This window comes from Synechococcus sp. YX-04-1 (assembly GCF_030546365.1).
Taxonomy (GTDB): Bacteria; Cyanobacteriota; Cyanobacteriia; order PCC-6307; family Cyanobiaceae; genus Parasynechococcus.
Genome location: NZ_JAUONZ010000002.1, coordinates 137,731 through 161,196 on the forward strand (window position 1 = coordinate 137,731; position 23,466 = coordinate 161,196).

27 protein-coding genes are annotated in these 23,466 nt (G+C 58.1%); 14 read left to right on the forward strand and 13 right to left on the reverse strand.

Annotated features, from left to right (window positions below):
* Window positions 1-11: 11 nt before the first annotated feature.
* Genes Q3Y53_RS04040 through Q3Y53_RS04060 form a run of 5 tightly spaced genes read right to left on the reverse strand, consistent with a single transcriptional unit; the run spans window position 12 to window position 5,036 of the window.
* Complete coding sequence (locus Q3Y53_RS04040) at window positions 12-698, reverse strand: GDSL-type esterase/lipase family protein (protein ID WP_303533117.1); 687 nt, start codon at window positions 696-698, stop codon at window positions 12-14.
* Window positions 695-2,227, reverse strand: coding sequence for an ABC transporter permease (locus tag Q3Y53_RS04045; RefSeq protein WP_303533120.1), 1,533 nt, complete (start codon window positions 2,225-2,227; stop codon window positions 695-697). The genes Q3Y53_RS04040 and Q3Y53_RS04045 overlap by 4 nt, the downstream gene beginning before the upstream one ends.
* Entirely contained in the window at window positions 2,206-2,910 is a 705-nt protein-coding gene (locus Q3Y53_RS04050) for an ATP-binding cassette domain-containing protein (RefSeq protein WP_303533122.1), read from the reverse strand. Before Q3Y53_RS04050 ends, Q3Y53_RS04045 begins: the two co-directional genes overlap by 22 nt.
* Window positions 2,907-3,830 carry a putative selenate ABC transporter substrate-binding protein gene (locus Q3Y53_RS04055; RefSeq protein ID WP_303533125.1) on the reverse strand — a complete coding sequence of 308 codons (924 nt, stop codon included), beginning with the start codon at window positions 3,828-3,830 and terminating at the stop codon, window positions 2,907-2,909. Before Q3Y53_RS04055 ends, Q3Y53_RS04050 begins: the two co-directional genes overlap by 4 nt.
* Window positions 3,831-3,857: 27 nt before the next feature.
* Window positions 3,858-5,036, reverse strand: coding sequence for a pyridoxal phosphate-dependent aminotransferase (locus Q3Y53_RS04060; RefSeq protein ID WP_303533128.1), 1,179 nt, complete (start codon window positions 5,034-5,036; stop codon window positions 3,858-3,860).
* 86 nt (window positions 5,037-5,122) lie between these two features.
* On the opposite strand from Q3Y53_RS04060, the gene Q3Y53_RS04065 reads away from it, so the two are divergent.
* The 4 genes from Q3Y53_RS04065 to Q3Y53_RS04080 are packed head-to-tail and all read left to right on the forward strand — an operon-like array spanning window position 5,123 to window position 8,685.
* The gene (locus Q3Y53_RS04065) at window positions 5,123-5,524 is read left to right on the forward strand and encodes a VOC family protein (RefSeq protein WP_303533131.1); all 402 of its coding nucleotides are present in this window, start codon (window positions 5,123-5,125) and stop codon (window positions 5,522-5,524) included.
* Window positions 5,521-6,084, forward strand: coding sequence for a uracil-DNA glycosylase (locus Q3Y53_RS04070; protein ID WP_303533132.1), 564 nt, complete (start codon window positions 5,521-5,523; stop codon window positions 6,082-6,084). Before Q3Y53_RS04065 ends, Q3Y53_RS04070 begins: the two co-directional genes overlap by 4 nt.
* Window positions 6,085-6,104: 20 nt before the next feature.
* Window positions 6,105-7,301, forward strand: coding sequence for a (E)-4-hydroxy-3-methylbut-2-enyl-diphosphate synthase (gene ispG / locus Q3Y53_RS04075; protein ID WP_226423938.1), 1,197 nt, complete (start codon window positions 6,105-6,107; stop codon window positions 7,299-7,301).
* 34 nt (window positions 7,302-7,335) lie between these two features.
* Window positions 7,336-8,685 carry a S41 family peptidase gene (locus Q3Y53_RS04080; protein ID WP_303533135.1) on the forward strand — a complete coding sequence of 450 codons (1,350 nt, stop codon included), beginning with the start codon at window positions 7,336-7,338 and terminating at the stop codon, window positions 8,683-8,685.
* Window position 8,686: 1 nt separating this feature from the next.
* Here the strand turns inward: Q3Y53_RS04080 and Q3Y53_RS04085 are convergent, their stop codons facing one another.
* Window positions 8,687-8,854, reverse strand: coding sequence for a hypothetical protein (locus tag Q3Y53_RS04085; RefSeq protein WP_188022244.1), 168 nt, complete (start codon window positions 8,852-8,854; stop codon window positions 8,687-8,689).
* Window positions 8,855-8,933: 79 nt separating this feature from the next.
* Window positions 8,934-12,512: a transcription-repair coupling factor gene (gene mfd, locus Q3Y53_RS04090; RefSeq protein ID WP_303533142.1), complete on the reverse strand. Its 3,579-nt coding sequence runs from the start codon at window positions 12,510-12,512 to the stop codon at window positions 8,934-8,936.
* 64 nt (window positions 12,513-12,576) lie between these two features.
* Here mfd and Q3Y53_RS04095 point away from each other — a divergent pair, with 64 nt between their 5' ends.
* Window positions 12,577-12,813 carry a hypothetical protein gene (locus Q3Y53_RS04095; RefSeq protein ID WP_303533144.1) on the forward strand — a complete coding sequence of 79 codons (237 nt, stop codon included), beginning with the start codon at window positions 12,577-12,579 and terminating at the stop codon, window positions 12,811-12,813.
* A gap of 4 nt (window positions 12,814-12,817) precedes the next feature.
* On the forward strand, window positions 12,818-12,988 hold the full coding sequence (locus Q3Y53_RS04100) for a hypothetical protein (protein ID WP_303533147.1): 171 nt from the start codon (window positions 12,818-12,820) through the stop codon (window positions 12,986-12,988).
* Between the two features lie 30 nt (window positions 12,989-13,018).
* Here Q3Y53_RS04100 and Q3Y53_RS04105 read toward each other — a convergent pair whose 3' ends face one another.
* Window positions 13,019-13,471 carry a hypothetical protein gene (locus tag Q3Y53_RS04105; RefSeq protein WP_303533149.1) on the reverse strand — a complete coding sequence of 151 codons (453 nt, stop codon included), beginning with the start codon at window positions 13,469-13,471 and terminating at the stop codon, window positions 13,019-13,021.
* 107 nt (window positions 13,472-13,578) lie between these two features.
* Between Q3Y53_RS04105 and Q3Y53_RS04110 the strand changes: the two genes are divergently transcribed.
* The 5 genes from Q3Y53_RS04110 (at window position 13,579) to Q3Y53_RS04130 (ending at window position 16,431) form a co-directional block, all read left to right on the forward strand.
* Window positions 13,579-14,001 carry a hypothetical protein gene (locus tag Q3Y53_RS04110; protein WP_303533151.1) on the forward strand — a complete coding sequence of 141 codons (423 nt, stop codon included), beginning with the start codon at window positions 13,579-13,581 and terminating at the stop codon, window positions 13,999-14,001.
* A 117-nt stretch (window positions 14,002-14,118) separates the two neighbouring features.
* A complete protein-coding gene (locus tag Q3Y53_RS04115; RefSeq protein WP_303533153.1) occupies window positions 14,119-14,313 on the forward strand; it encodes a hypothetical protein in 195 nt (64 codons plus the stop codon).
* 580 nt (window positions 14,314-14,893) lie between these two features.
* Window positions 14,894-15,142, forward strand: a complete 249-nt coding sequence (locus tag Q3Y53_RS04120) for a DUF3104 domain-containing protein (protein ID WP_226423930.1) — start codon at window positions 14,894-14,896, stop codon at window positions 15,140-15,142.
* A gap of 179 nt (window positions 15,143-15,321) precedes the next feature.
* Entirely contained in the window at window positions 15,322-15,525 is a 204-nt protein-coding gene (locus Q3Y53_RS04125) for a hypothetical protein (protein WP_226423929.1), read from the forward strand.
* A 765-nt stretch (window positions 15,526-16,290) separates the two neighbouring features.
* Entirely contained in the window at window positions 16,291-16,431 is a 141-nt protein-coding gene (locus tag Q3Y53_RS04130) for a hypothetical protein (protein WP_303533157.1), read from the forward strand.
* Window positions 16,432-16,656: 225 nt separating this feature from the next.
* Here Q3Y53_RS04130 and Q3Y53_RS04135 read toward each other — a convergent pair whose 3' ends face one another.
* Together Q3Y53_RS04135 and Q3Y53_RS04140 are read right to left on the reverse strand one after the other, a co-directional pair.
* On the reverse strand, window positions 16,657-16,866 hold the full coding sequence (locus Q3Y53_RS04135; RefSeq protein WP_226423927.1) for a hypothetical protein: 210 nt from the start codon (window positions 16,864-16,866) through the stop codon (window positions 16,657-16,659).
* Between the two features lie 293 nt (window positions 16,867-17,159).
* Entirely contained in the window at window positions 17,160-17,912 is a 753-nt protein-coding gene (locus tag Q3Y53_RS04140) for a hypothetical protein (RefSeq protein WP_226423926.1), read from the reverse strand.
* Between the two features lie 38 nt (window positions 17,913-17,950).
* Here Q3Y53_RS04140 and Q3Y53_RS04145 point away from each other — a divergent pair, with 38 nt between their 5' ends.
* Genes Q3Y53_RS04145 through Q3Y53_RS04155 form a run of 3 tightly spaced genes read left to right on the forward strand, consistent with a single transcriptional unit; the run spans window position 17,951 to window position 19,669 of the window.
* The gene (locus tag Q3Y53_RS04145; protein ID WP_303533161.1) at window positions 17,951-18,688 is read left to right on the forward strand and encodes a DUF475 domain-containing protein; all 738 of its coding nucleotides are present in this window, start codon (window positions 17,951-17,953) and stop codon (window positions 18,686-18,688) included.
* Window positions 18,678-19,022: a DUF6464 family protein gene (locus Q3Y53_RS04150; protein WP_226423924.1), complete on the forward strand. Its 345-nt coding sequence runs from the start codon at window positions 18,678-18,680 to the stop codon at window positions 19,020-19,022. The genes Q3Y53_RS04145 and Q3Y53_RS04150 overlap by 11 nt, the downstream gene beginning before the upstream one ends.
* On the forward strand, window positions 19,019-19,669 hold the full coding sequence (locus tag Q3Y53_RS04155; RefSeq protein WP_303533165.1) for a hypothetical protein: 651 nt from the start codon (window positions 19,019-19,021) through the stop codon (window positions 19,667-19,669). Before Q3Y53_RS04150 ends, Q3Y53_RS04155 begins: the two co-directional genes overlap by 4 nt.
* Window position 19,670: 1 nt before the next feature.
* On the opposite strand, the gene fmt is transcribed toward Q3Y53_RS04155, so the two are convergent.
* The 3 genes from fmt to Q3Y53_RS04170 are packed head-to-tail and all read right to left on the reverse strand — an operon-like array spanning window position 19,671 to window position 23,433.
* Window positions 19,671-20,687: a methionyl-tRNA formyltransferase gene (gene fmt / locus Q3Y53_RS04160; protein ID WP_226423922.1), complete on the reverse strand. Its 1,017-nt coding sequence runs from the start codon at window positions 20,685-20,687 to the stop codon at window positions 19,671-19,673.
* A gap of 2 nt (window positions 20,688-20,689) precedes the next feature.
* Window positions 20,690-22,060: a TldD/PmbA family protein gene (locus tag Q3Y53_RS04165; protein ID WP_303533169.1), complete on the reverse strand. Its 1,371-nt coding sequence runs from the start codon at window positions 22,058-22,060 to the stop codon at window positions 20,690-20,692.
* Window positions 22,060-23,433 carry a TldD/PmbA family protein gene (locus Q3Y53_RS04170; protein ID WP_226423920.1) on the reverse strand — a complete coding sequence of 458 codons (1,374 nt, stop codon included), beginning with the start codon at window positions 23,431-23,433 and terminating at the stop codon, window positions 22,060-22,062. Before Q3Y53_RS04170 ends, Q3Y53_RS04165 begins: the two co-directional genes overlap by 1 nt.
* Window positions 23,434-23,466 lie beyond the last annotated feature (33 nt).

Below are 23,466 nucleotides of genomic sequence, written 5' to 3' on the forward strand. Positions count from 1 at the left end.
GGGGGGCTCGTTTACATGCTGATAGGTGTTGATGTGTTATGGGGAGCGAGTCCGGCCCAGTCCCGCAGAGGCGCCCACTGATCCAACCGCTGATCCAGCCAACGGTGGCCATCGGCATTGAGATGGATTCCATCGGGTTCCATCCAGGTCAACCAGTCGGACTGCTCCTGCATCTCCTGATGCATGGACAGAAAAGGCACATCAGCCTCACGGCACTGTTCAGCCATCACGGCTTCCATTGCCGCGATCTGGCTGTTGGCGTACCAGAGGCAGCCGGCAAAGGGCATCACGTGTTCATCCACCGCTGTGAGGCCCAGCACAAACACTTGCATCTCCTGGGTCATCTCATTAAGAAGTTGCCCCAGGCCGAACGAAAAGGCTTCCATGTCAAGTTGGGGCCTGCCGTCGATTCGGCCAACTCTGGCGGTGTCATTCAGCCCAACACTGAGCAGAAGCCCACCCGGTGTTTGACGACGCAGTTCACCGCGGCAGCACCATTCCCTGCGCCAGCGGGCGGCCACGTGTTCCAAGCCATCGCCGCGCACGCCGAGGGGGTACACCACCGGAGCGCTGGGCAGATTCATCCAGCGCAGGCGGAGTCGTTGGCACCAACCACCTGCTTCACGGTCACCCCAACCATGCACGCCACTGTCCCCGAGCACGATCAGCTGACGGGGGATGTCGTTCGCTCCGCTCATAAGGCCATGGCCCGGCTGTTCCAGCTCCCCTGAAGTCGTTCCCCCAGGGTCTCACCCAGCAGCGTGAGCACCGCGGAGATCAGCACGATCCAGAGCACCAACCACCAATGAAAAGAGCTGAGTGCCTCCATCAGCTGCCAGCCCAGGCCGGCTCCCCCCACCATTCCGATGATGGCGGTGTCGCGCAAGATCACATCCAATCGGTAGGTCGCATAAGTGAGGTAAGCGCGACTTACATCCGCCAGGGGCCCGTAAAGCCAGCTCACCCGGGCGGAGGCCCCGCAGGACTTCATGGTCTGAGCAGAACGCAATCCCGTGCTGCGGATGTCGTCCATCAGCACCCGACCCATCACACCGCTGTGGTGAAGCCCTAGGGCCAGACCCGCCAGTGCCAGGCTCGGTTTGGCCAGCATCAGTAGCAGCAACGCGGTAAGAGGCGCCGGGATCAGCCGCAACGCACCCCACACCACTCCCTGCAGGTGGAGGCTGGCCTGGCTGGGCCAGATCAACATCAGCAGCGGTGGTAGGCCGGTGGCAATACAGGCGGCGATCAGGGTGATCCACACCGTGGATCCAATCACCCCTGGCCAGGAGATCTCAAGGGCAGCATTGAACCCCTCGGATCCGTCGATGAGGTTCCCAACAACCGTCGACCACGCACCAACAGGCCAGACCAGCTGCAGATCAAGTTGTGTTCCCCAGGCGAAGGCAACCCATGGGCTGGCTATGGCCACAGGAAGGATCAACACGCGTGACCAACTGCGCAGCGTGCGCAGCAATCGGTCGAGCACCACCATCGCGATAGCAAGCAACCACAGGCCACTCCACATCTCCTGAAATTGAAGCGAGCGCAGGCTGAGGCTGAGGTCTGTCCCGATCCCTCCGAGGCCGAAAACGCCCAGAATCAATGCTGAACGAAGCGCGCAATCGAGGCGGTGGCCGATGTGGTCACTGATCGGCTCTGCCAGAGGAGGGACAAGCCCGGTGAGCATCACGGCCCATGGAGTGGCGCCGACTCCTTTAAGTACGGGGATGGCCGGTGAAACGTGGCAATCCACCTGATCGGCAATGACCCGCGCCATCAGAACCGTGTAGGGAATGGCAATGGCGCAGACCGCAACCCAGCCATTCAGTCCGAAGACCTGCAGCAGCAAAAGGCCCCAGATCAGTTCATGCACAGCTCGCAGGGGGGCCAGACAACGGCGGAAGACCACTGCAGGCCAACGCACGCCTACCAGGATTTCCCAGAACGTGTTTGAGCTCAGCAGTCCAAGACCGACGCCGAGAAGGCTGCTGATGCCCCAGGACATCACGGCGATCACCAGGGTGATCTGGAGCCCGTTGAGCAAGCTGCCCAGCACGATCGGATCGATGGAGGGCTGCACGGCCCCAGCGGCGAACTGTTGCAAAAGAGCAAGTCCTCCACCGTGCCCATCGCGCAACAGCACCAGAAGAACGCCCAGCAGACTCAAGCCCGGCAGCAATGGGATCAGCGGCAGAGCTGGTGTCAGGCGGATGCGTAGAGCCATTCCAACTGATCCCGATGAATGGTGTCCGGAGCCGAATCGATCACCAGGGCACCATCACGCAGCCCCAGAACCCGATCAAACCGATGAATCAGATCCGGTCGGTGCAGGCTGATCAGACAGCCCGGCGATAGAAGCAGCGTGTTGAGAACGTCCTCGGCGAGTGTGGGATCAAGGGCGGAGAGGGGTTCGTCCGCCAACACGAGTTCTGGCTGCTGATGCAACAAACGGCCCAGAGCCACCCGTTGACGCTGGCCTCCGGACAGCTCTCGTACAGGCTGTTCAAGCAAATCGGCCTCCAGTTTCACCTGGTTCATCAGCGCAAGACAGGTGTTCTGGTCCAGAGGGCCGAGCAGGTTTCGAATCGCCCAGAGCAGACCATGGCGTCCAAGGGCACCGCTGTTGATGTTTTGGATGACGTTCAATTCCTCCACCAGGCGCAGGTCCTGCCAAAGCGTGCCGATTTGTCGCCGTTGCCTGCGCGACAGCTGCTGATGGGAGCGACCACACCACTGCACGGATCCTGCATCGGGTCTTAAGGCCCCGTTGCAGAGCTTCAGCAGGGTGGTTTTGCCGGCGCCACTGGCACCGAGCAAAACCACACGCTGGTCCGCACGAAGGGTGAGGGTGATCGGTTGGAGCCTTTGCTCCAGGCAGGCCTGGTGCAGCTCCAGCAGCGCCGTCAACGGATCTTTCCGAGTTGGCGACCCACTGTTTCGATCATCACGTAGTCCTCGTCTTTGGCGGGAATGAAGCGTTCCGCACCGAACAACTCAAGAATCGTGGCGCCGTTCTCTGTGCCTGCCGACAGGTTCAGCAACGCGGTCTGGAGCTTGTCGGTGAAACCATCGCCAAAGCGCTCATCCAGACCGGGGCGCGCAACCCAGTGGTAATCCACGTAGGGCGGTGTCCTCCAGATCACCGACACCTTGTCGGGATCCACGCGGCCGTCCGCCACATTGCTTCGCCAGACCTGCTCATTCAAGGCGCCCACCTCATAGGCACCGCTCTGCACCACAGCAATGGTGGCGTCGTGGCTACCGCTGAAGCCAGGTCCGCCCCCCGCCAGATCCTCAGGTTTCACGCCGTTTTCTCCCATGAAGAACTGGGGCATCAGGCGGCCAGAGGTGGAACTCTCCGAACCGAAGGCCAACCGGCGTCCCTTCAATTCAACCAATTGGTCGGCACTAGTGAAGGGGCGCAAGCCGCTGGCGCCATTGGCGATGAACACACTGGTGAATTCCGCATCGATGTCCCGTTGTGCAAGCACCCGGGCTCCAGGCGTCTGCAGCCTGGCCTGCACACCGGTGAGTCCACCGAACCAGACCAGATCAAGGCTGCCTGTGCGGAAGGCACTCACCGCGGCCGCGTAGTTGCTCACCGGCGCATAACGCACAGGAATTTCCAGCTTCTCGCTGAGTTCCTCAGAGAGAGTGCCGTAGAGGCGATTCAGTTTCTCAGGGTTCTGGTCGGGGATGGCACCGATCTGCAGAACGCCCTGTTTGGAGTCGTTCTGGGGTGCTCCGCAGCTGGCAACACTGGCCGTGAGGGCGAGGCCGGCAATTAATCCGGTGGCCACCACGGCCCTGCGTTCTCGTACAGACATTCAGCAATTGGATGTGATCGGATTGGATCAGAAGGAACCAAGCAGTCGCTTCAGGCGCTTCAGTCCATCGTTGATCGTCTCATCCGCTACGGCACAGGAGAGTCGAATGCAGCGGTCATCACCGAAGGCAAGGCCCGGAACCATCGCCAGACCTTCCTGTTCCAGGGCTTGCCGGCAGAACTCCATTGAATCGGGGACACCGGCAGGCAGGCGGGGGAAGGCGTAGAAGGCTCCCTGAGGGGGCGTCAGGGTGATGCCCTCCAGGGCTTGCAGGCCTTCGGTGAGCAAAGCGCGGCGGCGGTTGTAGCTGAGCGCCATCTCGCGCACGCAATCTCGAGGTCCTTCAATCGCCGCCAGGGCTCCCCGTTGAGCAAAGCTGCATACATTGCTGGTGCTCTGGCTCTGCAGGGCTGAGGCGGCCTTGATCACGGCAGCATCTCCAGCCAGATAACCGAGGCGCCAGCCGGTCATCGCCCAGCCTTTGGCAAAGCCGTTCACCGTGAAGCAGCGCTCGCGGATTTCTTCGGCGATGGCCGCAAAACTGAAGTGCTGCTGACCATTGGCCAGAAGATATTCATAGATCTCATCGCTCATCACCATGAGCTGGGGGTGACGGCCCACCAGTGCGGCCAGTGCCTTCAGTTCGGCGTGTGACATCACCTGACCGCTGGGGTTGCCAGGTGAATTGATGACAAGCAGTCGGCTGCGTGGGGTGATCTGCTGTTCCAACAGATCGAGGTCGAGGCGGAAGCCCTCCTCCGCTTTGGTGGGAATGATCCTGGTGCTCGCCCCGGCCAGGGCTGCCATCTCGGGATAGCTCAGCCAGAAAGGCGCCGGCACCAGCACTTCATCGCCGGGATTGAGCAGCACCTGGAACAGGTTGTAGATGGCTTGCTTGCCACCGTTGGTCACCAGCACCTGATCGGGCTGGGTTGGAATCCCGTTTTCGATGCTCAGTTTGTGGGCCAGAGCAGCACGAAGATCGGGGTCCCCCGCGGCGGGGCCGTAACGGGTGAAGCCAGATCCAAGGGCGCGCTGGGCTGCTTCAACGATGAATGAAGGCGTCGCAAAATCCGGCTCACCGGCGCTGAGGCTGCAGATGTCCTTGCCGCTGTCGCGCAGAGCTTTGGCCTTGGCGCTGATCTCCAGCGTCAGTGACGGTTTCAGGGCGACAGCCCGGTCGGAAAGTTCTGGCGGGCGCGGCATCGGTAACGCACCTCCCCGCGGCGCGTCTAAAACGACATCATCCTGCCGCAGATGGTGTCGCAGACAACCGTGATTTCTCAGCGCCCATGAATGCGATACAGATCAGCTGGGTCTTGGCCGCAGAAGACAGCGCCAGGCTTGCGACCTTCTACAGCGAGCTGTTTCAAGCCAAGTTGAATCCTGGGGTAGCGGAGCACCACTGCATCGTTCAATTCAGCAATGGCACCGAGCTGGAGATCTACAGGCCCTCACGCCGGCGCTCTTTTCCTGCCCGGGGGCGAGCGTTGGCGCCCTGTTTGAAACTCCCACCATCGCAGGAGCCCCTGCCTGAACTTCAACGGCTGCTCAGCAACGCCCTGCAGCGTGGTGGATCGATTCTGGAGGAGGCGCGGCTTGAGCCCTTTGGTGCTGAGGCCTGGATCCACGACCCGGAGGGCAATCCCCTGTTGCTTCTGGCTCCCCTGGTCGCTGTCGCTTCGATCGCATGACCGGCACCAACCTGGAGGACTGCAGTTCCTGCAAAGCTTGTGACCTCGCCAGCACTCGACAGGCCGTCGTGATCAGCAGGGGCAATCCCATGGCGAATCTGATGCTGATTGGCGAAGCACCAGGGGCTCAGGAAGATGCTCAGGGCGCCCCGTTTGTCGGTCGTTCAGGACGTGCCCTCGATCAGCTGCTGCGGGACGTGGATCTGGATCCAGAGCATGACCTTTACATCTGCAATGCAATCAAATGCCGCCCACCGAACAATCGACGACCGAAAAAAGCTGAGTTGGCTGCCTGCCGTTTCTGGCTTGACCTGCAACTGGCTGCTGTCAACCCAAAAGTGATCGTGTTAACGGGAGCCACTGCTGTGGAGGCCATCCTTGGAATCAAGGGGGGCATGACCCAGCTTCGTGGTCAGTGGCAGATCTGGAATGAACGGGCGGTGATGCCGATTTTTCACCCCTCATACCTGTTGCGTAATCCCTCCAAAGCAGCCGGCGCCCCCCTGGATCTGACCCGACAGGATCTCGACGCAGTTCGGCGCAGGCTGTGCGAACGTTGACGCGCTTCACCACCGGCCCCATGACTGCCCTGGATCGGCGCTACGACACCCAGATCCACCGCCGTGTGACCCGCACCGTGATGGTCGGTGATGTGCCTATGGGCAGTGAGCACCCAATCGTGGTGCAGTCGATGATCAACGAGGACACCCTCGATATCGAGGCTGCTGTGGCGGGCATCATCCGCCTGGCCGAAGCCGGCAGTGAGATTGTGCGGGTGACGACTCCGTCAATGGCTCATGCCAAGGCGATGGGACAGATCCGTCAGGAGCTTCGCCAGCGCGGCTGCACCGTTCCCCTTGTGGCGGATGTCCACCACAACGGCATCAAGATCGCTCTGGAAGTTGCCCAGCACGTCGACAAGGTTCGGATCAATCCCGGTTTGTTCATTTTCGACAAGCCTGATCCGAATCGACAGGAATTCACCCCGGAAGAATTTGCCGCCATTGGCCAGCGCATCCGGGAAACGTTCGAGCCCCTGGTGACCCTGCTGAGGGACCAGAACAAAGCGCTTCGCATCGGTGTGAACCACGGCTCCCTGGCGGAGCGGATGCTGTTCACCTATGGCGACACCCCTGAGGGGATGGTCGAATCAGCGATGGAATTTGTGCGGATCTGCCATGAGCTCGATTTCCACAACATCGTGATTTCGATGAAGGCCTCGCGGGCTCCGGTGATGCTCGCCGCCTACCGCCTGATGGCGGACACCATGGACAAGGAAGGCTTCAACTACCCCCTGCACCTGGGCGTGACCGAAGCCGGTGACGGTGATTACGGCCGGATCAAAAGCACCGCCGGCATCGCCACCCTGCTGGCCGATGGGTTGGGAGACACCCTCCGGGTCTCCCTGACGGAGGCCCCCGAGAAGGAAATCCCTGTCTGCTACTCGATTCTTCAATCCCTGGGTCTGCGCAAGACCATGGTGGAGTACGTCGCTTGCCCCAGCTGCGGTCGCACCCTGTTCAATCTCGAGGAGGTGCTGCATAAGGTGCGCAACGCCACGTCCCACCTCACGGGCCTCGACATCGCCGTGATGGGATGCATCGTCAATGGTCCCGGCGAGATGGCCGATGCTGATTACGGCTATGTGGGAAAAACCCCGGGCGTGATTTCGCTCTATCGCGGTCGTGATGAAATCCGCAAGGTGCCCGAGGCAGAAGGCGTCGAAGCGCTGATCCAGTTGATCAAAGAGGACGGTCGCTGGGTGGAGCCCGCCTGATCTCGTTAGTCTGAAGAATCAGTCCTGAAGGGCCATGGTTCGGAGTCAGCGCCTGCGTTCTTTGGTCCGATCGACTCCGTTGCTGTTGATGCTTGGTGTCGGCGGTGTGGTCACCGCCATGGGCATCAGTTCACCGGGCCTCTCCCTGCCATCGGCCTCCGGCGGATCCATCCACGACAGCCCCAAGGAGGTGATTGATCAGGTCTGGCAGATCGTTTATCGCGATTACCTGGATTCGACGGGTTCCTACGACGAAAGAACGTGGCGCCAATTGCGGAGCAATCTGCTCAGCAAGTCTTATGGGGGCAGCGCCGAGTCCTACGAGGCGATCCGCGGCATGCTGGCCAGCCTTGATGATCCCTACACGCGTTTCCTTGATCCGAAGGAATTCAAGGAAATGCAGATCGACACCTCCGGTGAGCTGATGGGCGTGGGGATCCAGCTCAGTCTCGACAAAGACACGAAGGAGCTGATTGTTGTCTCCCCGATTGAGGGCACCCCTGCATCCCGTGCGGGCGTTCAGCCCAAGGATGTGATTGTCTCCATTGACGGTGCCTCCACCAAAGGCATGACCACCGAGGACGCCGTCAAGTTGATCCGAGGCCCTGAGGGCACCGATGTGGTGTTGGGACTCAGGCGCCAGGGTCAGGTGCTGAATGTGCCGTTGAAACGGGCGCGGATTGAGATCCATGCCGTGAAGGCCATGCTCAACACGGCGCCCAACGGCCGCAAGGTGGGCTACATCCGTCTCAAGCAATTCAATGCCAACGCCACGCGTGAGATGCGTGCGGCCATCAAGGATCTTGAATCGCAGGCTGCTGAGGGCTATGTGCTGGATCTGCGCAGCAATCCAGGCGGCCTGCTCGAGGCCAGCGTGGACATCGCCCGCCAATGGCTCAACGAAGGCACCATTGTCAGCACCCGAACCCGTGAAGGAATCCGCGATGTGAGGCGCGCCACGGGCAATGCGATCACCGACAAACCAATGGTGGTGCTGATTGACCAAGGATCTGCCAGTGCAAGCGAAATTCTTTCAGGGGCCCTCCAGGACAATTCCCGTGCACAGCTCGTCGGTCAGAAGACCTTTGGCAAGGGTCTTGTTCAGGCTGTTCGCGGCCTTGCCGATGGATCCGGTTTGACGGTCACGATCGCCAAATATCTGACCCCTAAGGGAACTGATATTCACAAGAACGGGATCCAACCGGACATCAACGCAGCGATGTCGGAGAAGGAGCTCAAGAATTTCTCGGTTGAAGACCTTGGAACAGAGAAAGACAGCCAGTACAGGACGGCTGAGGGGACTCTGCTGAAACAGTTGAACAGAACTCAGACGGGCACCACGTATCAGCCGGGCCGGGCCAATCTCAGCTACGCACTGCAGTAGGTCAGGAGATCGGCTGCATCAATCCGCCGCCGCCACCACCGTTGGAGTCGTCGTCGTCTGAGGCATCAGGTTGGAAGAGGGCATACACACCAAGTGCTGTGGCACAGAAAACGCCGCTGATCAGTTCCAGAGAGACGCCACCAGCACCGATCTCGACGAATTCACCCATGTCCAAAGGATTTCGTTCAGACCAATGTAACGAAGAATTGCGTGGTTGGTAACGTTTTTCTCAGAATTGGGTTCAAAGCTCAGACCTGAAGCACCTCTGCGTTCTTGACCCGCAGCTCCGCCTGCCGCTGTGACTCGGTTTTGCCATCGGCGTCGGGAATCTGGGCTGCCATGAGACGGAGCCATTCCATCAGCTGTTCCAGTTGCTTCTCCATGGGGAGAACACCGAGACCTCGGGCCATCACCTTGTGTTGTATGCCGCTGCCGGCCTGATACACCAAACGGCCATGCAGGTGCTGGGGCAACCCCTGGCGCAGTAAACGGAACGCCGGCTCCTCCATGGGGGTTTCGAACACCACGTTGGGCTTCTCCGGTTTGATCCTCGAGAAGCCACACCGCTTCGCCAGAAGTTTGAGCTCCATTAACTGCAGAAGTGACACCACGGCAGCAGGCAGCGCTCCGTAGCGATCGGCCCAACCGGCAGCCAGCTCCACAAGGGCTTCCGCCGTCAGGCAGTCGGCTGCAGCTCGATAGGCCGCGATTTTTTCATCGGGATCAGTGATCCAGTCAGCAGGCACAAAGGCCGTGACGGGGAGGTCAACTTGCGTGTCTTCAACACTGGGGATGTCTTGACCCTGAATTTCAGCCAGAGATTCCTGCAGCATTTCCATGTAGAGGTCAAAGCCGATGGTTTCCATCTGGCCGCTCTGCTGCACGCCGAGCAGATTGCCGACCCCGCGGATCTCCATATCCCGCATGGCGAGCTGATAACCACTGCCCAGTTGGGCGAACTCCTGAATGGCGCGAAGCCTCTGACGCGCACTGTCGCTCAGCGATCCATTGCCGGGATAGAACAACCAGGCATGGGCCTGAATCCCACTGCGGCCCACCCGTCCCCGCAGTTGATACAGCTGGGCAAGGCCAAAACGGTGGGCGTCTTCAATCAGGATCGTGTTGACGCGCGGGATGTCCAGACCGCTTTCAACAATCGTGGTGCAGAGCATCACGTCGGCTTCGCCGGCATTGAACGCCACCATGGCGCTTTCCAGCTCACCTTCGGCCATCTGACCGTGAGCCACCAACAGTTTGAGGCCCGGCAGCATCTCCCGTAGGCCCGAAGCCACGTCTTCGATTCCTTCGACCCGAGGAACCACGTAAAACACCTGGCCCCCACGATCCAGTTCCTGGCGAATGGCGCTGCGCACCGCCTCCGGATCAAGAGAGGCGAGGTGAGTCTTGATCGGACGGCGCAGCGGCGGTGGTGTGGTGATCAGGCTCATCTCCCTCACGCCCGAAAGACTCATGTAAAGGGTTCTGGGGATCGGCGTTGCCGACAGGGTGAGAACGTCCACATCCTTCCGCAGCACTTTGATCTTTTCCTTCTGGTTCACACCGAAGCGCTGTTCTTCATCCACCACCAACAGGCCAAGCTCTTGAAACGACGCTCCTTTGCTGAGCAACTGGTGGGTTCCCACCACCGCGTCGATGGTTCCCTGCTTCAGACCATCGAGAATGGTTTTGCGTTCCGATGCTGTTCGGAAACGATTCAGCAGAGCCACCTTGATCGGATAGGGCGCGAATCGTTCCGACAGCGTGCGCCAGTGCTGCTGAGCCAACACCGTCGTAGGGGCCAGCATCGCCACCTGTTTTCCGGCGGTGATGGCTTTGAAGATGGCGCGGATCGCAACTTCGGTCTTGCCGAAGCCAACGTCACCGCAAACCAGTCGGTCCATCGGTTCCTGCCGTTCCATGTCCCGTTTCACGTCGGCCGTGGCCTTCAGTTGATCCGGCGTCGGTTCATAGGGGAATGACTCCTCCAATTCCACCTGCCAGGGTCCGTCGGTTGGGAAGGCAAAGCCGGCAGCCTGTTGCCGCTCTGCGTACAGCTTCACCAAATCAAGGGCAACCTTGCGGACCGCTTTCTTGGCCCTCTCTTTGGCCTTGTTCCAGGCTGTGCCACCCATGCGGTTGAGCTGCGGGGGTGTTTCAGTCGTGGCGCGGTAACGCCCCAGACTGCCGAGTTGATCGGCGGCGACACGAAGGATTCCGTCGGCGTACTGCACAACGAGGTAGTCGCGGATGTCGCCTGACATCGCGAGTTTTTCCATGGCTTTGAAGCGGCCGATGCCATGGTTCCGATGAACCACGAAGTCGCCCGGCCGCATCTTGTTGGGATCAACTGTGCGGCTTGCTGCCTTGCGGCGACGGCGCACGTAACCACTGGAACTGAGGCTCTGTTGGCCAAAGAATTCACGGTCGGTGACCAGCGCAATCCGCCAGGCCGGCAGCTGCAAACCCTCAAGTTCCGCTGTGCCCCTCACCTTCAACGCAACGGGGGTGTTCTGATCAATCAGACGGGCAATGGCATTGCTGTCTCCGGCATTTGGAATAAACCGACTGATGCAGTCGTGCTCCTCCAGCAGAGCAACCGCTCGGCTGGGTTGCGCAGACACCAACCAAACCGCCGTGCGGTCGGTTTGAAACCCCTTGATCAGTTCCCCGAGCTTTCCGAATTGGTTGGGGTAAGCCGCAACAGGTCGGCTGGCGAGGTCAAAGCTGTTGGGGTGCTGATCAACTTCCAGCAGTTCAGCCATGTCAAAGCCATGGAAGACCTTCGTCAGTCCGTAGGCGGATTCAATCCCACGGTGCAGAACCGCTGGCCAGAGCTGATCACGTTCGCCATCGTCCAGGCCCGCCTCAGCGGCCATGTCGCGGTGGTGGTCCTCCACATGGCTGAGCCACTGTTGTCCGTGGGCCATACCGTGACGTCGTTCATCGATCACCACCGTTGTGGTGTCAGGGAGGTAATCGAGTAACGAGGCGGGTTGCTCCCAGGCGAGCCCCATCAGCCGGCGCATGCCTTCCGGTGTTCCACCGTTCAGAAGTTGCTCTGTCTCCTCAGCACCGAGCAATTGCTCCAGTCCATCCGGCATCGTCTCCCTGAGCTGGTCCGCAATCAGAGGGCCAAATCCTGTTGGTGTGAGTCGAAGGGCATCGACGGGGTCCAATGAGCGTTGGCTGGCGGGATCGAATTCCCGCAGCTTGTCGAGTTCCTCCCCGAAAAATTCGAGCCGAACGGGCAGCTCACTGCTCACCGGGAAGATGTCGACAATGTCGCCGCGACGGCTCCAGCTCCCCTCTTGCTCAATGGTTGTGACCCGCTCGTAACCGAGCTGAGCCAGCGTCTCACCAAGACTCTCCAGATCAACCTCATCCCCTTTGCGCAAGGTGCGCGTCTTCTCTTTGAGAACATCTGGAGGGGGAAGGTGAGGCTGCAAGCAACGTTCCGTGGCCACGATCGCCCAGGACGACGCGTCGGGCTCCCCAAGCAGGTCACTCAGAACTTGAAGTTGCCCCCAGGTGATTTCGCTCGTGGGATCAAAAGGTTCATAGGGAGAGCCTTCGCTGGTGGGATACAGGCTGGCTTGGCTCCACCCCATCAATTCCAGTAGCGCTGTCCAGCGGCCTGCTTCCTCAAGCGTCGGCACCACCACCAGCAGAGGTGCACCCCGTCGTTGACTTAGCGCACTGGCCACAAGAGCGCGGCTGCAACGACCTGCTCCGCGCATCAACAGACGTTCAGCGCGGCTTGAGCGCTCATCAAGCTCACCGGTGAGAGCAGTTTCCTGCAACTTGGTCACCAGGGAACGGAGCGGCATGGAGCAGGCCTCGGCAATCCATGATCTTCGCAATAAGGTGCCAGGAGCTGCGTTTCACTGGTCGATGCCGCGCTATCGCTGTCCGTCCTGCTGTTGCGGCCCGGCCTTGGTGTTGCATCCCACCAAAGGCGTGATTCCGCTCTGCTCCAGTTGCGCGACACCGTTAGAGCGTCAGCCGCTGGTCCGGCCCATCCCGCTGCTGGTGTTGCTCACAGTTGGCGGAGTGCTCGTGGTCTCATCGATCCCCATCCTGTTCAACCCAGAACCCGCTCCTAGATCGAGGCACGAAAAACTGGCCTAAAGCGGTGTTTTCGGTTCAATACGTCGGTATTGGTGCCTTCATGACCCTCGGCCGTTTTCTGATTTTCTTTGTGATCGGACTGGTTCTCGCGCTAACCGTTCCTCAGTTGACCTGGTTGCTTTGGCCACTGGCAGCTTCAGCTCTTTTGGTTGTTGTGCAACTGATTCGTTCCTGATTTCTGGTGTGTTTGAGACCGAGCGGGATCTCAAGACAACCAGCAGGCATCCACAGAAAAGGTGAGAACGTCGTGGGCATCGCGATGACCGCCGGAAGTGATGGCCACACAGGCCAACTGACCATCGCCAAAACAGGTTTTCGACTTGAGTACAAATTTGGCGGCGTCACTGTGGGACCAGACCGCTAAACCCTGCTGTTGGGCTTCGTCGTTGTAAATGTCCCAGAGTTCCGCGAAGCGTTCTGCCTCGGGACCCCTCAGAAATTCGTCCAGCGCTTGATCAGCACCAACCTCACGGAAGCGCTCCAGAAAGGAGCGCATCAAGGGATCGTCGATCACGTTGCTGGTGGCTATGGCACCGGTAATGCCACGCACCGACGTTCGAACAACCCGGTTGGGTTCGGTTCGGGCGTCAATGATGACGACGGGACATTGAAGATCCCAAGCGTTCCGATTTCTCAGCTCACGGCCTGCTTCGGACATGTCATCCCGAAGTTCGTTGATCAGCTGCCGTATGACAAGTGTAGGGTCGCCCATGACTAAACATATCGCGCAAGCAACTTGGAACTTTGAAAAGTTAAAGATTCAAAATGTTGAGATTTGAAGGCAACTCTTATGGCAAATATGATCTCAAGGCAACATGTCTGGGAGCGGGCAATAGGGGTGAGACCTTCGCTCAGATCAAGCAGCCGTCGACCAATCAATCACCTTACATGCCGTCAGTCAGGTTGCTTAGGAAGGGTTTTGCTGGCCTTACTGGTCTGACGCTGTTGCTGTTTGGTCAAAGCATGCAAGCGCAATCTGGTGGCTGCCAAAGCTATGAGGCGGCATTCAACCTTGAAGCGGGAATGCGGGATGGATTAACCCTTCAACAGGCCAAAGCAAGCATTCTCGAAGATGGCTATTCGGACGGCTCCGCCACCTGCTTTTCAGCCATCAAGAATGAAATCAACCAAATGCCCTATGCCTTTCCGCTCGTAAATCAAGCCCTCTACAAAAGAGCGCGCCGCTAGAGACCCCGCATAAGCAACCTTTCAATTGCAAAAGCATGCTGTATAGTTCACCGAGACGAGTTGAAGTCCATCACAACGGCTATATCATCAAAAGCTTTGAATCAAAAGTCTAATCATTTGGCTCAGGCTGCCGAATATTATTCACGAGCCAAGGAGCTGATCGAAGTGAATCACGACTGGCAAGCCTCCGGCTCAATGATCCTTAAAGCGCTCGCTGAAGAAAGGAAGTCCGAAAATACCGGTCTTCAGGTGATGAATGTGATCAAATATCAAAAGCCCAAAAACAAGCTGGAGTTCAACTTCCGCAGTTGAGTTCAGCGCTCAACTAGCTCTGAACGCAGGGCAGACGGAAGCTCGTTATCGCCCCATAGGAGCCATCTCCCCCTTCAGGAAAGAAGCGGGGGAAATGGCCAGGATGCGCAGAGTGTTTAGACGATTCACTCTGCTGCAATCGGCATGGACGCCGTATCAGTCCCTGCCGCAAATCCGTTGTAGACCACTAACTCGGACCATTCCTGAGTGTTAGTGCTTATTTGGCCAAGCTGATCGTCTGTGGCTTCAGCAGCAAAAGATTGCGTGGCTGACTTGGTTTTGAACGAACCTCGACAATCTGCACGCAAAAAAGCGCGCTTTTGGTGAGTGATGCTTATGGCTGCTCTATGTATCGCTAGGTGCGCTGCCCGGACGGAGTCGCATCGCGTCGAGCGAAAACGGACGCAACTCCGCCACCGGCTTGACCCTCATGCAGCCGGCATTTCGTTTTTATCCCTGTTTAGGAGACAGAACACGTGTCATCAATCACTGAGTGACCGTCCTTAAAGGAACCTTGATTCCCTCTTAGTGGGGTTTGGCTTCCTCCCAAGCGTTAATACAGGCGCCTGGTTTAAGTGGTATGTCAGCTGGTTACTCGAGCGCTGTTGCAGCTCCTAAGCCGGATCCGATCTTTAACCACGTCAAAGCGGGAATGTCCGTGATCATCAAGAACATGGACGGGTCCTGGCATATGGCTGACGTGATTCACGTTATGGGCAGCGCCAAAAGCACAAAGACCCCTTTGTTCTTCCAGGTGACCTATGTGAATAACCACGTCACCAGCTGGGTCAAAGCTGACCTCGTAACTCACATCGTTCCAAGGGTTTGAGGCCTCAGCCTTTTGCAGGCTGAGACAGCTTGTAGAGGTTCAGGGCTACGAGAGCCACGCCGAAGCTTGCGAAGAAGATGATCAGGTCTTGGCTGGAGATGGACATAAGGACCTGAAATGTGAGCTCATTACGGAATGTAACGAAGTTCGACTATGTTCGTGTCAGCAGAGGCTTGACGATGTCCATTGATGCTCGATGTCAAGAACAGCGATCAGTCGCCGATCGTATGTTTATGGACTTCAAATACACCCGCCCTGGCTCGAAAGAGCAGCTTCGCGCCTTAGGGACGCTGAGCTTCCTCATAGGGATGTGGGCCGATTTCCTCAATGCCGAGGAAAAGAGAATGGATCAAGCATTGGTCCTCGATGTAGGCCACTCCTAGGAACTAAGCGTCGATCACCTGTGATGCCACGTCCTCAAGGCTGTCCAGATGCCCTCGGATCGCATGCAACTGCTTGCGTTACTTGTTTCCAGCACGTTGCTTTGCACGATCTTGAAGGTCTCTGAGATGGCTTCAATGTGGCTGTAAGACTTAACGCGCACGAAAAACGATTAGCCCTGCACGTACAACAACAAGTTCATTTGGGAAGGGCTGCTTATTGCAGCCCCAGGAACTTCTTCTCTCATGACTTCGGATTCAGGGCTCTAAACCCAATCCTCTGAATACTTTGTCTTGGTGGCGCTCAGCTCACGTATGTCCTCTGTGAGGTGCTGTGCTGCCCACATGCCTCTGACTACTTGGCAGATACCTTCTCGGTCGCAAACCCTGTAGTACTCGAAGCCCTCTGGAGCGATTGTGAGTTTGGTCTTGGTGCCTTTCATGCTCTGAATCCCTACTGAACCAACAGATAGGTCGCTAATTGAGTCCCGTCTGGGTAAGTCGAGACAAAAGGTTTGACTTGTCACATATGCATGGAGGGCTTAACGATTCGGGTTGCAGCAAGTAACGCTGCTCTAGCGAGGGGCAGCGCTGACCTCGTTACACACATCGCCCCCAGGCTTTGAGCAGTCAGGGGTTGCTGACCCTAGGTATTTCTACTCCGTGGCCTGCGGCCTTCAGTTCCTTATGGTTCGTGCGTTCTCAGATCAGTAGGCCCCCTTTCGACAGCGCTAGGCCCTGCTCCTCCGCTTTTGGAAACGCCAATCGATGGCTGACCGCACTCTCGATATCTCTGCCGCACTGCGTGAAGCGCAACTGCAGCGTCTTGAGGCTTCTCTTGCTTCAAAGTCAGCAGCAAGGCCTCAGGTCGAAGCACCCAAAGGCAAGGACGAACCAGTACGCGACTGACCGTTGAGGGCTGTTCTTCATCCTTTGACCATCACGTCATATTGGCAGCATTCAGCTCTTTCTAATGGTCTCCTGAAGACCTGTAGTGGAATCGCTTGTCTCGATAGCTCTGGGCGTCTTGCTCGCCTGGTTCACTAACCGGCTGATCATTTGGTTTTTCAGTCCTGATTTGTGCCGGCGTTATTGCAGTTCAGAAGACTGAAGCCGATGCCATCCTTCACTCAATCAATGAAGAGGGTCGTCCCAAAGAGTTGGCTGTTCGAACTCCTCAAGAAGTGAGTTTGCTTCGAGCTCTTTGCCGCTCTCAAGCAAGACCATGATCCTCCCCCAGATAAATCGATTCAGGAGCTCTGCCTCCCTCCCCTCGAGCCCTGTCTCGAATTTCAGAGGCGGAATTTCTGCAGCATCTTCGTCAAAGCTTGAAACCTTAGACACAAGATGAGACCCAATGACCCCTGTCCTAGCTCTGCTTGGTTAAGCCTTGGAGTATCAAGGAACCCTTAAGTCAATCTTTGTACTAGACGTCGATTGCCTGGTCGGCGCCGTCCTCAAGGTTGACCAGATGCGCTCGGATCGCCTGCAACTGCTTCCGTTGCTCAGCTTCCTGAACGTTGGTGTTCATGATCTTGAAGGCTTTGAAGCAGCTGCAAAAGGCCATAACTGCACGCAAACTACCTTCTCCTAAACACTGAGAAGTGTTGTCAGCACTTCCTTCTCAGCTAAAAATGTCAGCTCGCCGTTTTCATAGCTTGCTCCTCCAGCAGCATGTTGAACTGCAGCAGCTGTTCATCGCTCAGCTGTTGACGACTGGTCAACCCAAGTTGTTGTTGGAGAAAAGCCCGGGCTTGATCGGCGCTCCAGCCCAGCTGCTTCAACATTGAATCTCCTTGCTGAAGCAGGTCACCACGACGGATAGGGGCCGGTGCCGTGGATGCATCGTCGTTGGCTTGGATCAACTTCAGCTGACGCAGATAGGCCACCAAATCGGCATAGCGCGTCAGCTTATGGCGGCTGCCAAGACCGAAGGCCCGGGTCAAGTACTCCTGCTCCTGCTCCCGAGACCAACCGATGCGTCTGATTTCCATATCGATGGCGGTCAGCTCATCACTCCAATCATCAGGATCCGTGGGAGTTTCAGAGGGGGCATTGTCAGAAGCTGTGATGGGGAGCTCCTGTGGGGCAGGAGTGGACGAGGCAGAAACGGGCTCGGCCTGATCAAGCTTTCTTGGACGTTCGACGGGAACCGCCTTCGCGTCCCCATCTTTCGCCTTGGCTTCGGAACGAGCCGAAGTCTGTGTGGGTTGAGTTCGCCCAGTGGGCTCGAGCCTGGTGTTCAGGCGCTGCAAGGCCCTTTCCTCAGCTTCCTCCGCCGTCGCGGCTTCACCAAGGGCGCTGCCCAGCAAAGCACCGTCGTGCCAGGCCTCAACACGCACGATGCATCGCAGGGTGTCGACGTGACACAGCTCGGCCCGGATCTGCATCGCAATGGAACAGCGCTTGCACTTTCTAGGCTGCCGCGATGGACATCACTTCGCTTCCCTCACTCTCGGATTTTTTCGAAGGTGCCGATCAATGGAGAGAGGTTGTGTCACTGCTCCCAGTTCTGGTGTTGCTGGAGCTGATCCTGTCGGCCGACAATGCCGTGGCCCTCGCTGCCATCGCCCGCAGCAGCCGCCAACCGGAGCAGGAACGCCTTGCCCTCAACCTGGGTATTGGCATTGCACTGGTCTTGCGGATCGGCTTAATCGTTGTTGCCCAGTGGGTGTTGCAAAACGCGTGGGTGCAGTTATTGGCTGCCGCTTATCTGGTGTGGCTGGTCGTGGATCACTTCAACAATCGATCAGGCGTTGACGCGGAGTCCATCGGGGGCAGTGAATCCAGCGCTCTTTCACGCCCTTTTCTCAACACTGTTCTGCTGCTGGCCTTCACAGATCTTGCCTTCTCCATTGATAGCGTTGCCGCAGCAGTGGCCATCAGTGATCAAATTTTGTTGATCAGCGCAGGCGCCTTCATTGGCATCGTGGCGCTGCGCTTCACGTCCGCCCTGTTCATCCGCTGGCTTGATCTCTATCCACGTCTGGAAACGGCTGGATTTCTCGCTGTTGCCTTTGTGGCGCTGCGCCTGATTGTTCACGTTGTTCTCCCCAGCATCAATCAACCCGATTGGCTCACCCTATTGGTGGTGCTGATGCTGTTTGGCTGGGGAATGTCAATCCGCAGCAACGATCTCGATCAGGACGAAAGCCATGCTTGTTGAACTTCGCCATATCAGCGGTGATCGTTTGATCCATCGCATTGATCTTGAGGATCCACCCCAACCAGGACGCTGGCTTGTTGTCGAAGAGCAATCCTTCCTTGTGATGCAACGTCGACACCGTTATGCCCTGCGTAACGGTCGCTATGTGATGGCATCGGTGGCTTTGATGGTGAAACCCCAGGCTCGACCCGCGGACGCAACACCCTGGAGACACGGCTGGGTGATCGGCGACCCGAAATGTCGGTTCAATGCTCGCAGCCCTTTGCTTCGCTGTGCCGTGTGGCCGGAAGGCCCCTGCGAGAGCTGCAGCCATCGTGAACTCGTTAATCCATGAGCGCTGATTGGCTCACTGGGCGTCTCTGTGCTGGCCATGGAGTCGCCTCCGGAACAAGCAACGAATCTCCATATCCGGATGGAACAATTCGAATGCAAGTACCTGCATTCAAAGCATTCGGTCTCGACCTGTCCGGCTGTTATTTCGGCACGCTGAATATTGATTTTGCGCCGCTCGAGGTTTCTCTCTCAGATCCAGATCACCTGTTCGAGAAGCTGCATTGGACCGAACTCCATCCCCCTGAAACATTTTCGTTCTGGACCGTGGAGATCAAAGCAAGTGAAACTGAGTTTGTGAATGGCTGGATTTACTACCCCCACCCCGAGACCAAGGAACGTCATTGGCAGCCTCCAACAATGTTGGAGTTGCTTGCACCCCATTTAAGTGGGATTGAACCCGGCAGCACCATTCAACTTCGAGATCAAGGCGGACGAATCAAACTCGTGGATACGATTCGCCTACGCGCAAGGTTGCTTGAATTCCTCAAATTCAGAGTGCTCGCATCGCAGCAAACATTTTTTGAGGCCGACACCCTGTTGAAACGCCAACAATGGCTTTCAACGATGTTCCCAGAAGCTCTACAACTCTCTGAACAGGATCTTGATCGGGTCTGGGCTCAAGCGCGTTTGTTGTACACGGAAACCTGAATCAACCCTCGCCGAAGCGATCTCCTGGAGTGGCCTTGAGTTGCTGAAACAGAACGGGTGCTGTGCTGCGTGCTTTCCCTTCCAGCTGTGCCTCCCGAATCAGAAGAGGACAGCCGGAACTGCTCACCACAAGTCCCAGATCCTCAATCACCGCCAAGATCGTCCCTGGGGGATGCCCGCCGGTGGGCCATTGACCCACGAGGTTGCGCACCTCGGCGCTGAGTTGATCCTGCAAGCGCTCGATCAACGGCTCCGTGCGCAACACCTTCAAACGTTTGCCATGCCATTGGGTGAATGCTCCGGGATGAAGCCCCATCACTTTGCGATGGATGCTGAGGGCAGAGGCTGACCAATCCAATTGGAAATCCTGCTTCTCCAACATGCGGGCATAGGTCGACTCCTCTGCCTGAACGCGCACGTTGAGCCTTGCCAATCTCTCGCCTTCGCTGCCAGGGCCCGCCGCTTCAATCAAAGGCATGGCCTGCACCATCAGGTCTGCGGTCAGTGCACTCAGCCGTTCGGCTAAGGCGATGGATGAATCCAGCAGCTGGATCGGGATGCGTTGCTCCAGCAGCACAGGTCCGGTGTCGAGGCCTTCTTCCATGGCCATGATTCCAACACCCGTTTCCTGATCACCTTCGAGCAGGGCCCACTGAATTGGACCCGCACCTCGCCAACGGGGCAGTAGCGATCCGTGGCCGTTCCAGGAGCCCAGGGGCGGTTGCTGCAACACATCCTTGGGAAGGATCTGACCGAAGGCGACCACCACTGAGACATCGGCTCCGAGAGCATCAAGCTCAGCCTTGCAAGCGTCATCCCGTTTGATCCGTTCAGGGGTGAAAACCGGAAGACCCAGCTCTTCAGCCCTCGCCTTGACCGGTGATGGAACCAATTGTTTGCCGCGACCACGCCGGCGATCAGGCTGGGTCACCACCCCAACGATGGTGTGACCCGCCTGATGCAATGCATCAAGGGTCGGCACGGCATAGACCGGTGTCCCCCAGAACAGAATCTTCAACGTCAGGCTTCGCCCGTGATGGAGAGTCCATCCACCCACACATGAGGGGAAACCCCACGGTGGGTGACTTCAGCATCAGCTTCCAAATGAACGATCCCGTTGAGAACGGAGCGGATGTCACCAGCAACCGTTGCCGCTTCAACGGACACCCGTTCGCCGTTGTTCACCAACCAGCCATCGAAAGGCAAGGAGAAGGAGCCCTGGGTGGCTTTCACACCGGCGTGGAGAGCTGACAGATCCTCAATCAGAACGAAGGGGCCTGACTCGGTGCGGTGATCGAGGGTGTTGCCGCTACTCACCTGAGGGTTGGAACCAACCACAAACCAGTCGGGACCAACCGAAACCTTGGCTCCAAGGCCTGCATGGCCTGTGGGTTGAACACCGAAAGCCCGCGCCGTGGCTTCCGAGTGAAGGAAGTTCCGCAAAGTTCCGTCCTCAATCAAGGAGAGCCGCCGGGTCGGGGTTCCCTCGCCATCAAAGGCTGCAGCACTGATGTGGCCGGGATGGAGACCATCATCGTGGAGATTGAAGAAGGGAACCGCCACATCGGATCCAATCGAATCCCGCTGGCTCAAGCTCACACCATCGAGGACCGAACGAGCATTGAACATGCTGCTGAAGGCACCGAGCAAGGAGAGAAAGGCCTCAGGTGTAAAACAAACCCGGTAGCTCCCGGTTTCGATCGGTCGATAGTTCAGATGGCTGACGGTGCGATCAATCGCTTCGCTGATGCAGCCTTGAACATCCAGCTCGCTGCTGCCAAGACCCAAACGAACAGCACCTCCACTACGGGGCTTGCGACCTGTTTCTTCCGCTCTTGCGTAGAGATACAGGCTGGCTTGGGTGCGCTCCATCTGGCGGAGTGCTCCTTCACTGTTGAGATAGAGGCTCTGGGATAGGGATTCCGCCAGTCCGTTGTAGGGAACTGTCTGGATAGCGGGGTGGCGACCTAGCAGGTCTGCTTCCGCAGCCCGCAGGGTGTCCAGGAGGGGGAGGATTCCCTGGCGTGGTTGAAGCGGTCGATCAAGCTCGGGGAGTGGAGCTGTCGCCAATGGTGAGAATTGAGGAATTTCCTCGGGATTTCCAAAACGGCTGGCCGCATGTGCTCCGACCAGAGCTTGTTCTAAGCCGTTATCCGAGAGGTCAGTGGTGCTGGTGATGCCCACCAGTCCATCGTTGTTCCAGACCCGGACGGTGATTGAGCTCCGCTGCGAAGCCTTGAGTTGTTTGGCTTCACCGCGATCCACCTGAACGGAGCAGTCATCGCTGCAGGCGGCACCAAGGTCCCAGAGACGAATGCCTTCGCGGGAGGCGAGGGTCTGTAGGCGATCCCTCAGATCTGTGGCGTTGAGGCTGTTGTTGCTGGTCATCATCAACGCCCCCCCACCGTGATCGAATCAACCTTGATATGGGGTTGGCCCACGGTGACGAACACACTCCCGCTGACGGAACCGCAGAACCCGGCAGCCAGGTCCAGATCATTGGCACACATCGAGATGCGAGGCATCACCTCCTTGGCATCACCGATCAACGTGGCCCCTTTCACAGGTTTGGTGAGCTTGCCGTTCTCGATCAGGTAACCCTCTTCAACGGAGAAATTGAACTGACCTGTCGGACCGACGCTTCCCCCACCCATGGCCTTGCAATACAGACCTTGGTCGACGGATTCAATCAACTGCTCGGGGGTATGCGAGCCCGCATCGATGAAGGTGTTGCGCATCCGGCTCGCAGCGGCGAAGGCATGGCTCTGACGACGACCGCTTCCGGTGCGTTTGTGGCCCGTGCGCAGTTCACCTGCCCGATCACTGATGAACCGTTGAAGCACACCGTCTTTGATCAGAACAGTGCGCTCCGGTTCCATTCCTTCATCGTCCATCGAGAGGGAACCGAAGGATCCTCCACTTAGCCCTTCATCGATAGCGGTGACAGCTGGGTGAGCGATTAATTCACCAACGCGGTCAGCGAAGGGAGTGGTGCCCCGTTCGATCTGGGTTGTTTCGAGTAGGTGCCCACAGGCCTCATGGAAAATCACGCCACCGAAGCGGTTGGCAAGAACGGCCGGCATCTGTCCGGCATCCACGTAGTCGGCACGCAGCATTGTTCCTGCGCTGTTGCAGACCTCAGCTGCACTCGCCTCCGAATCCCAGTCCCGAAGATCATCCGGACGATCGGAACTTCCGTAGCGGCGGCCAATGCTTGAACGGTGATCTCCGTCAGCGGCAAGAACGGAAAGACCGGTCGATTGATGCAGGCGGATGTCCCGGGCGAAGGTGCCATCGGATGCAGCCACCAGCACTTCTTGCCAATCGCGGGCATAACTGCCACGGCGCACCTGAAGGTGCTGACCGAGACGATCGAGATGGGTTGTGCCCTGAAGCAGACATTCGCTGGCCTGGTCGAGGGATGGACAGCGTTCCAGCCAGTCGGCTTTGGTCAGACCATGGTCGGTCAGCTGCTTCAATCCTTCAAAAGTTGCCGACGAAGTGAGCTGTTGAGCCTCGAGCCCGAGCATGGCGAGGGCCTGATCGAGGGCCCGCTGGAGTCCTACTTCGCTGAGGTCGTTGGTGCTTACGAAGCCATCCCGGCCATCACGGAACACCCTTAGGCCAGCGCCACGGGCGAAGGATGGATTGACACTGGTGATCCGGTCCTGTTCAGCGAGCAAACCGATGTGATCGGTGCGCTCGAGGAACACCTCCACCAGGTCGGCTCCTGCAGCACTACCGCGATGCAGCAAGGACTCCATGAGTCCTCGCCACTGATTCGAAAAGGCGTTGGT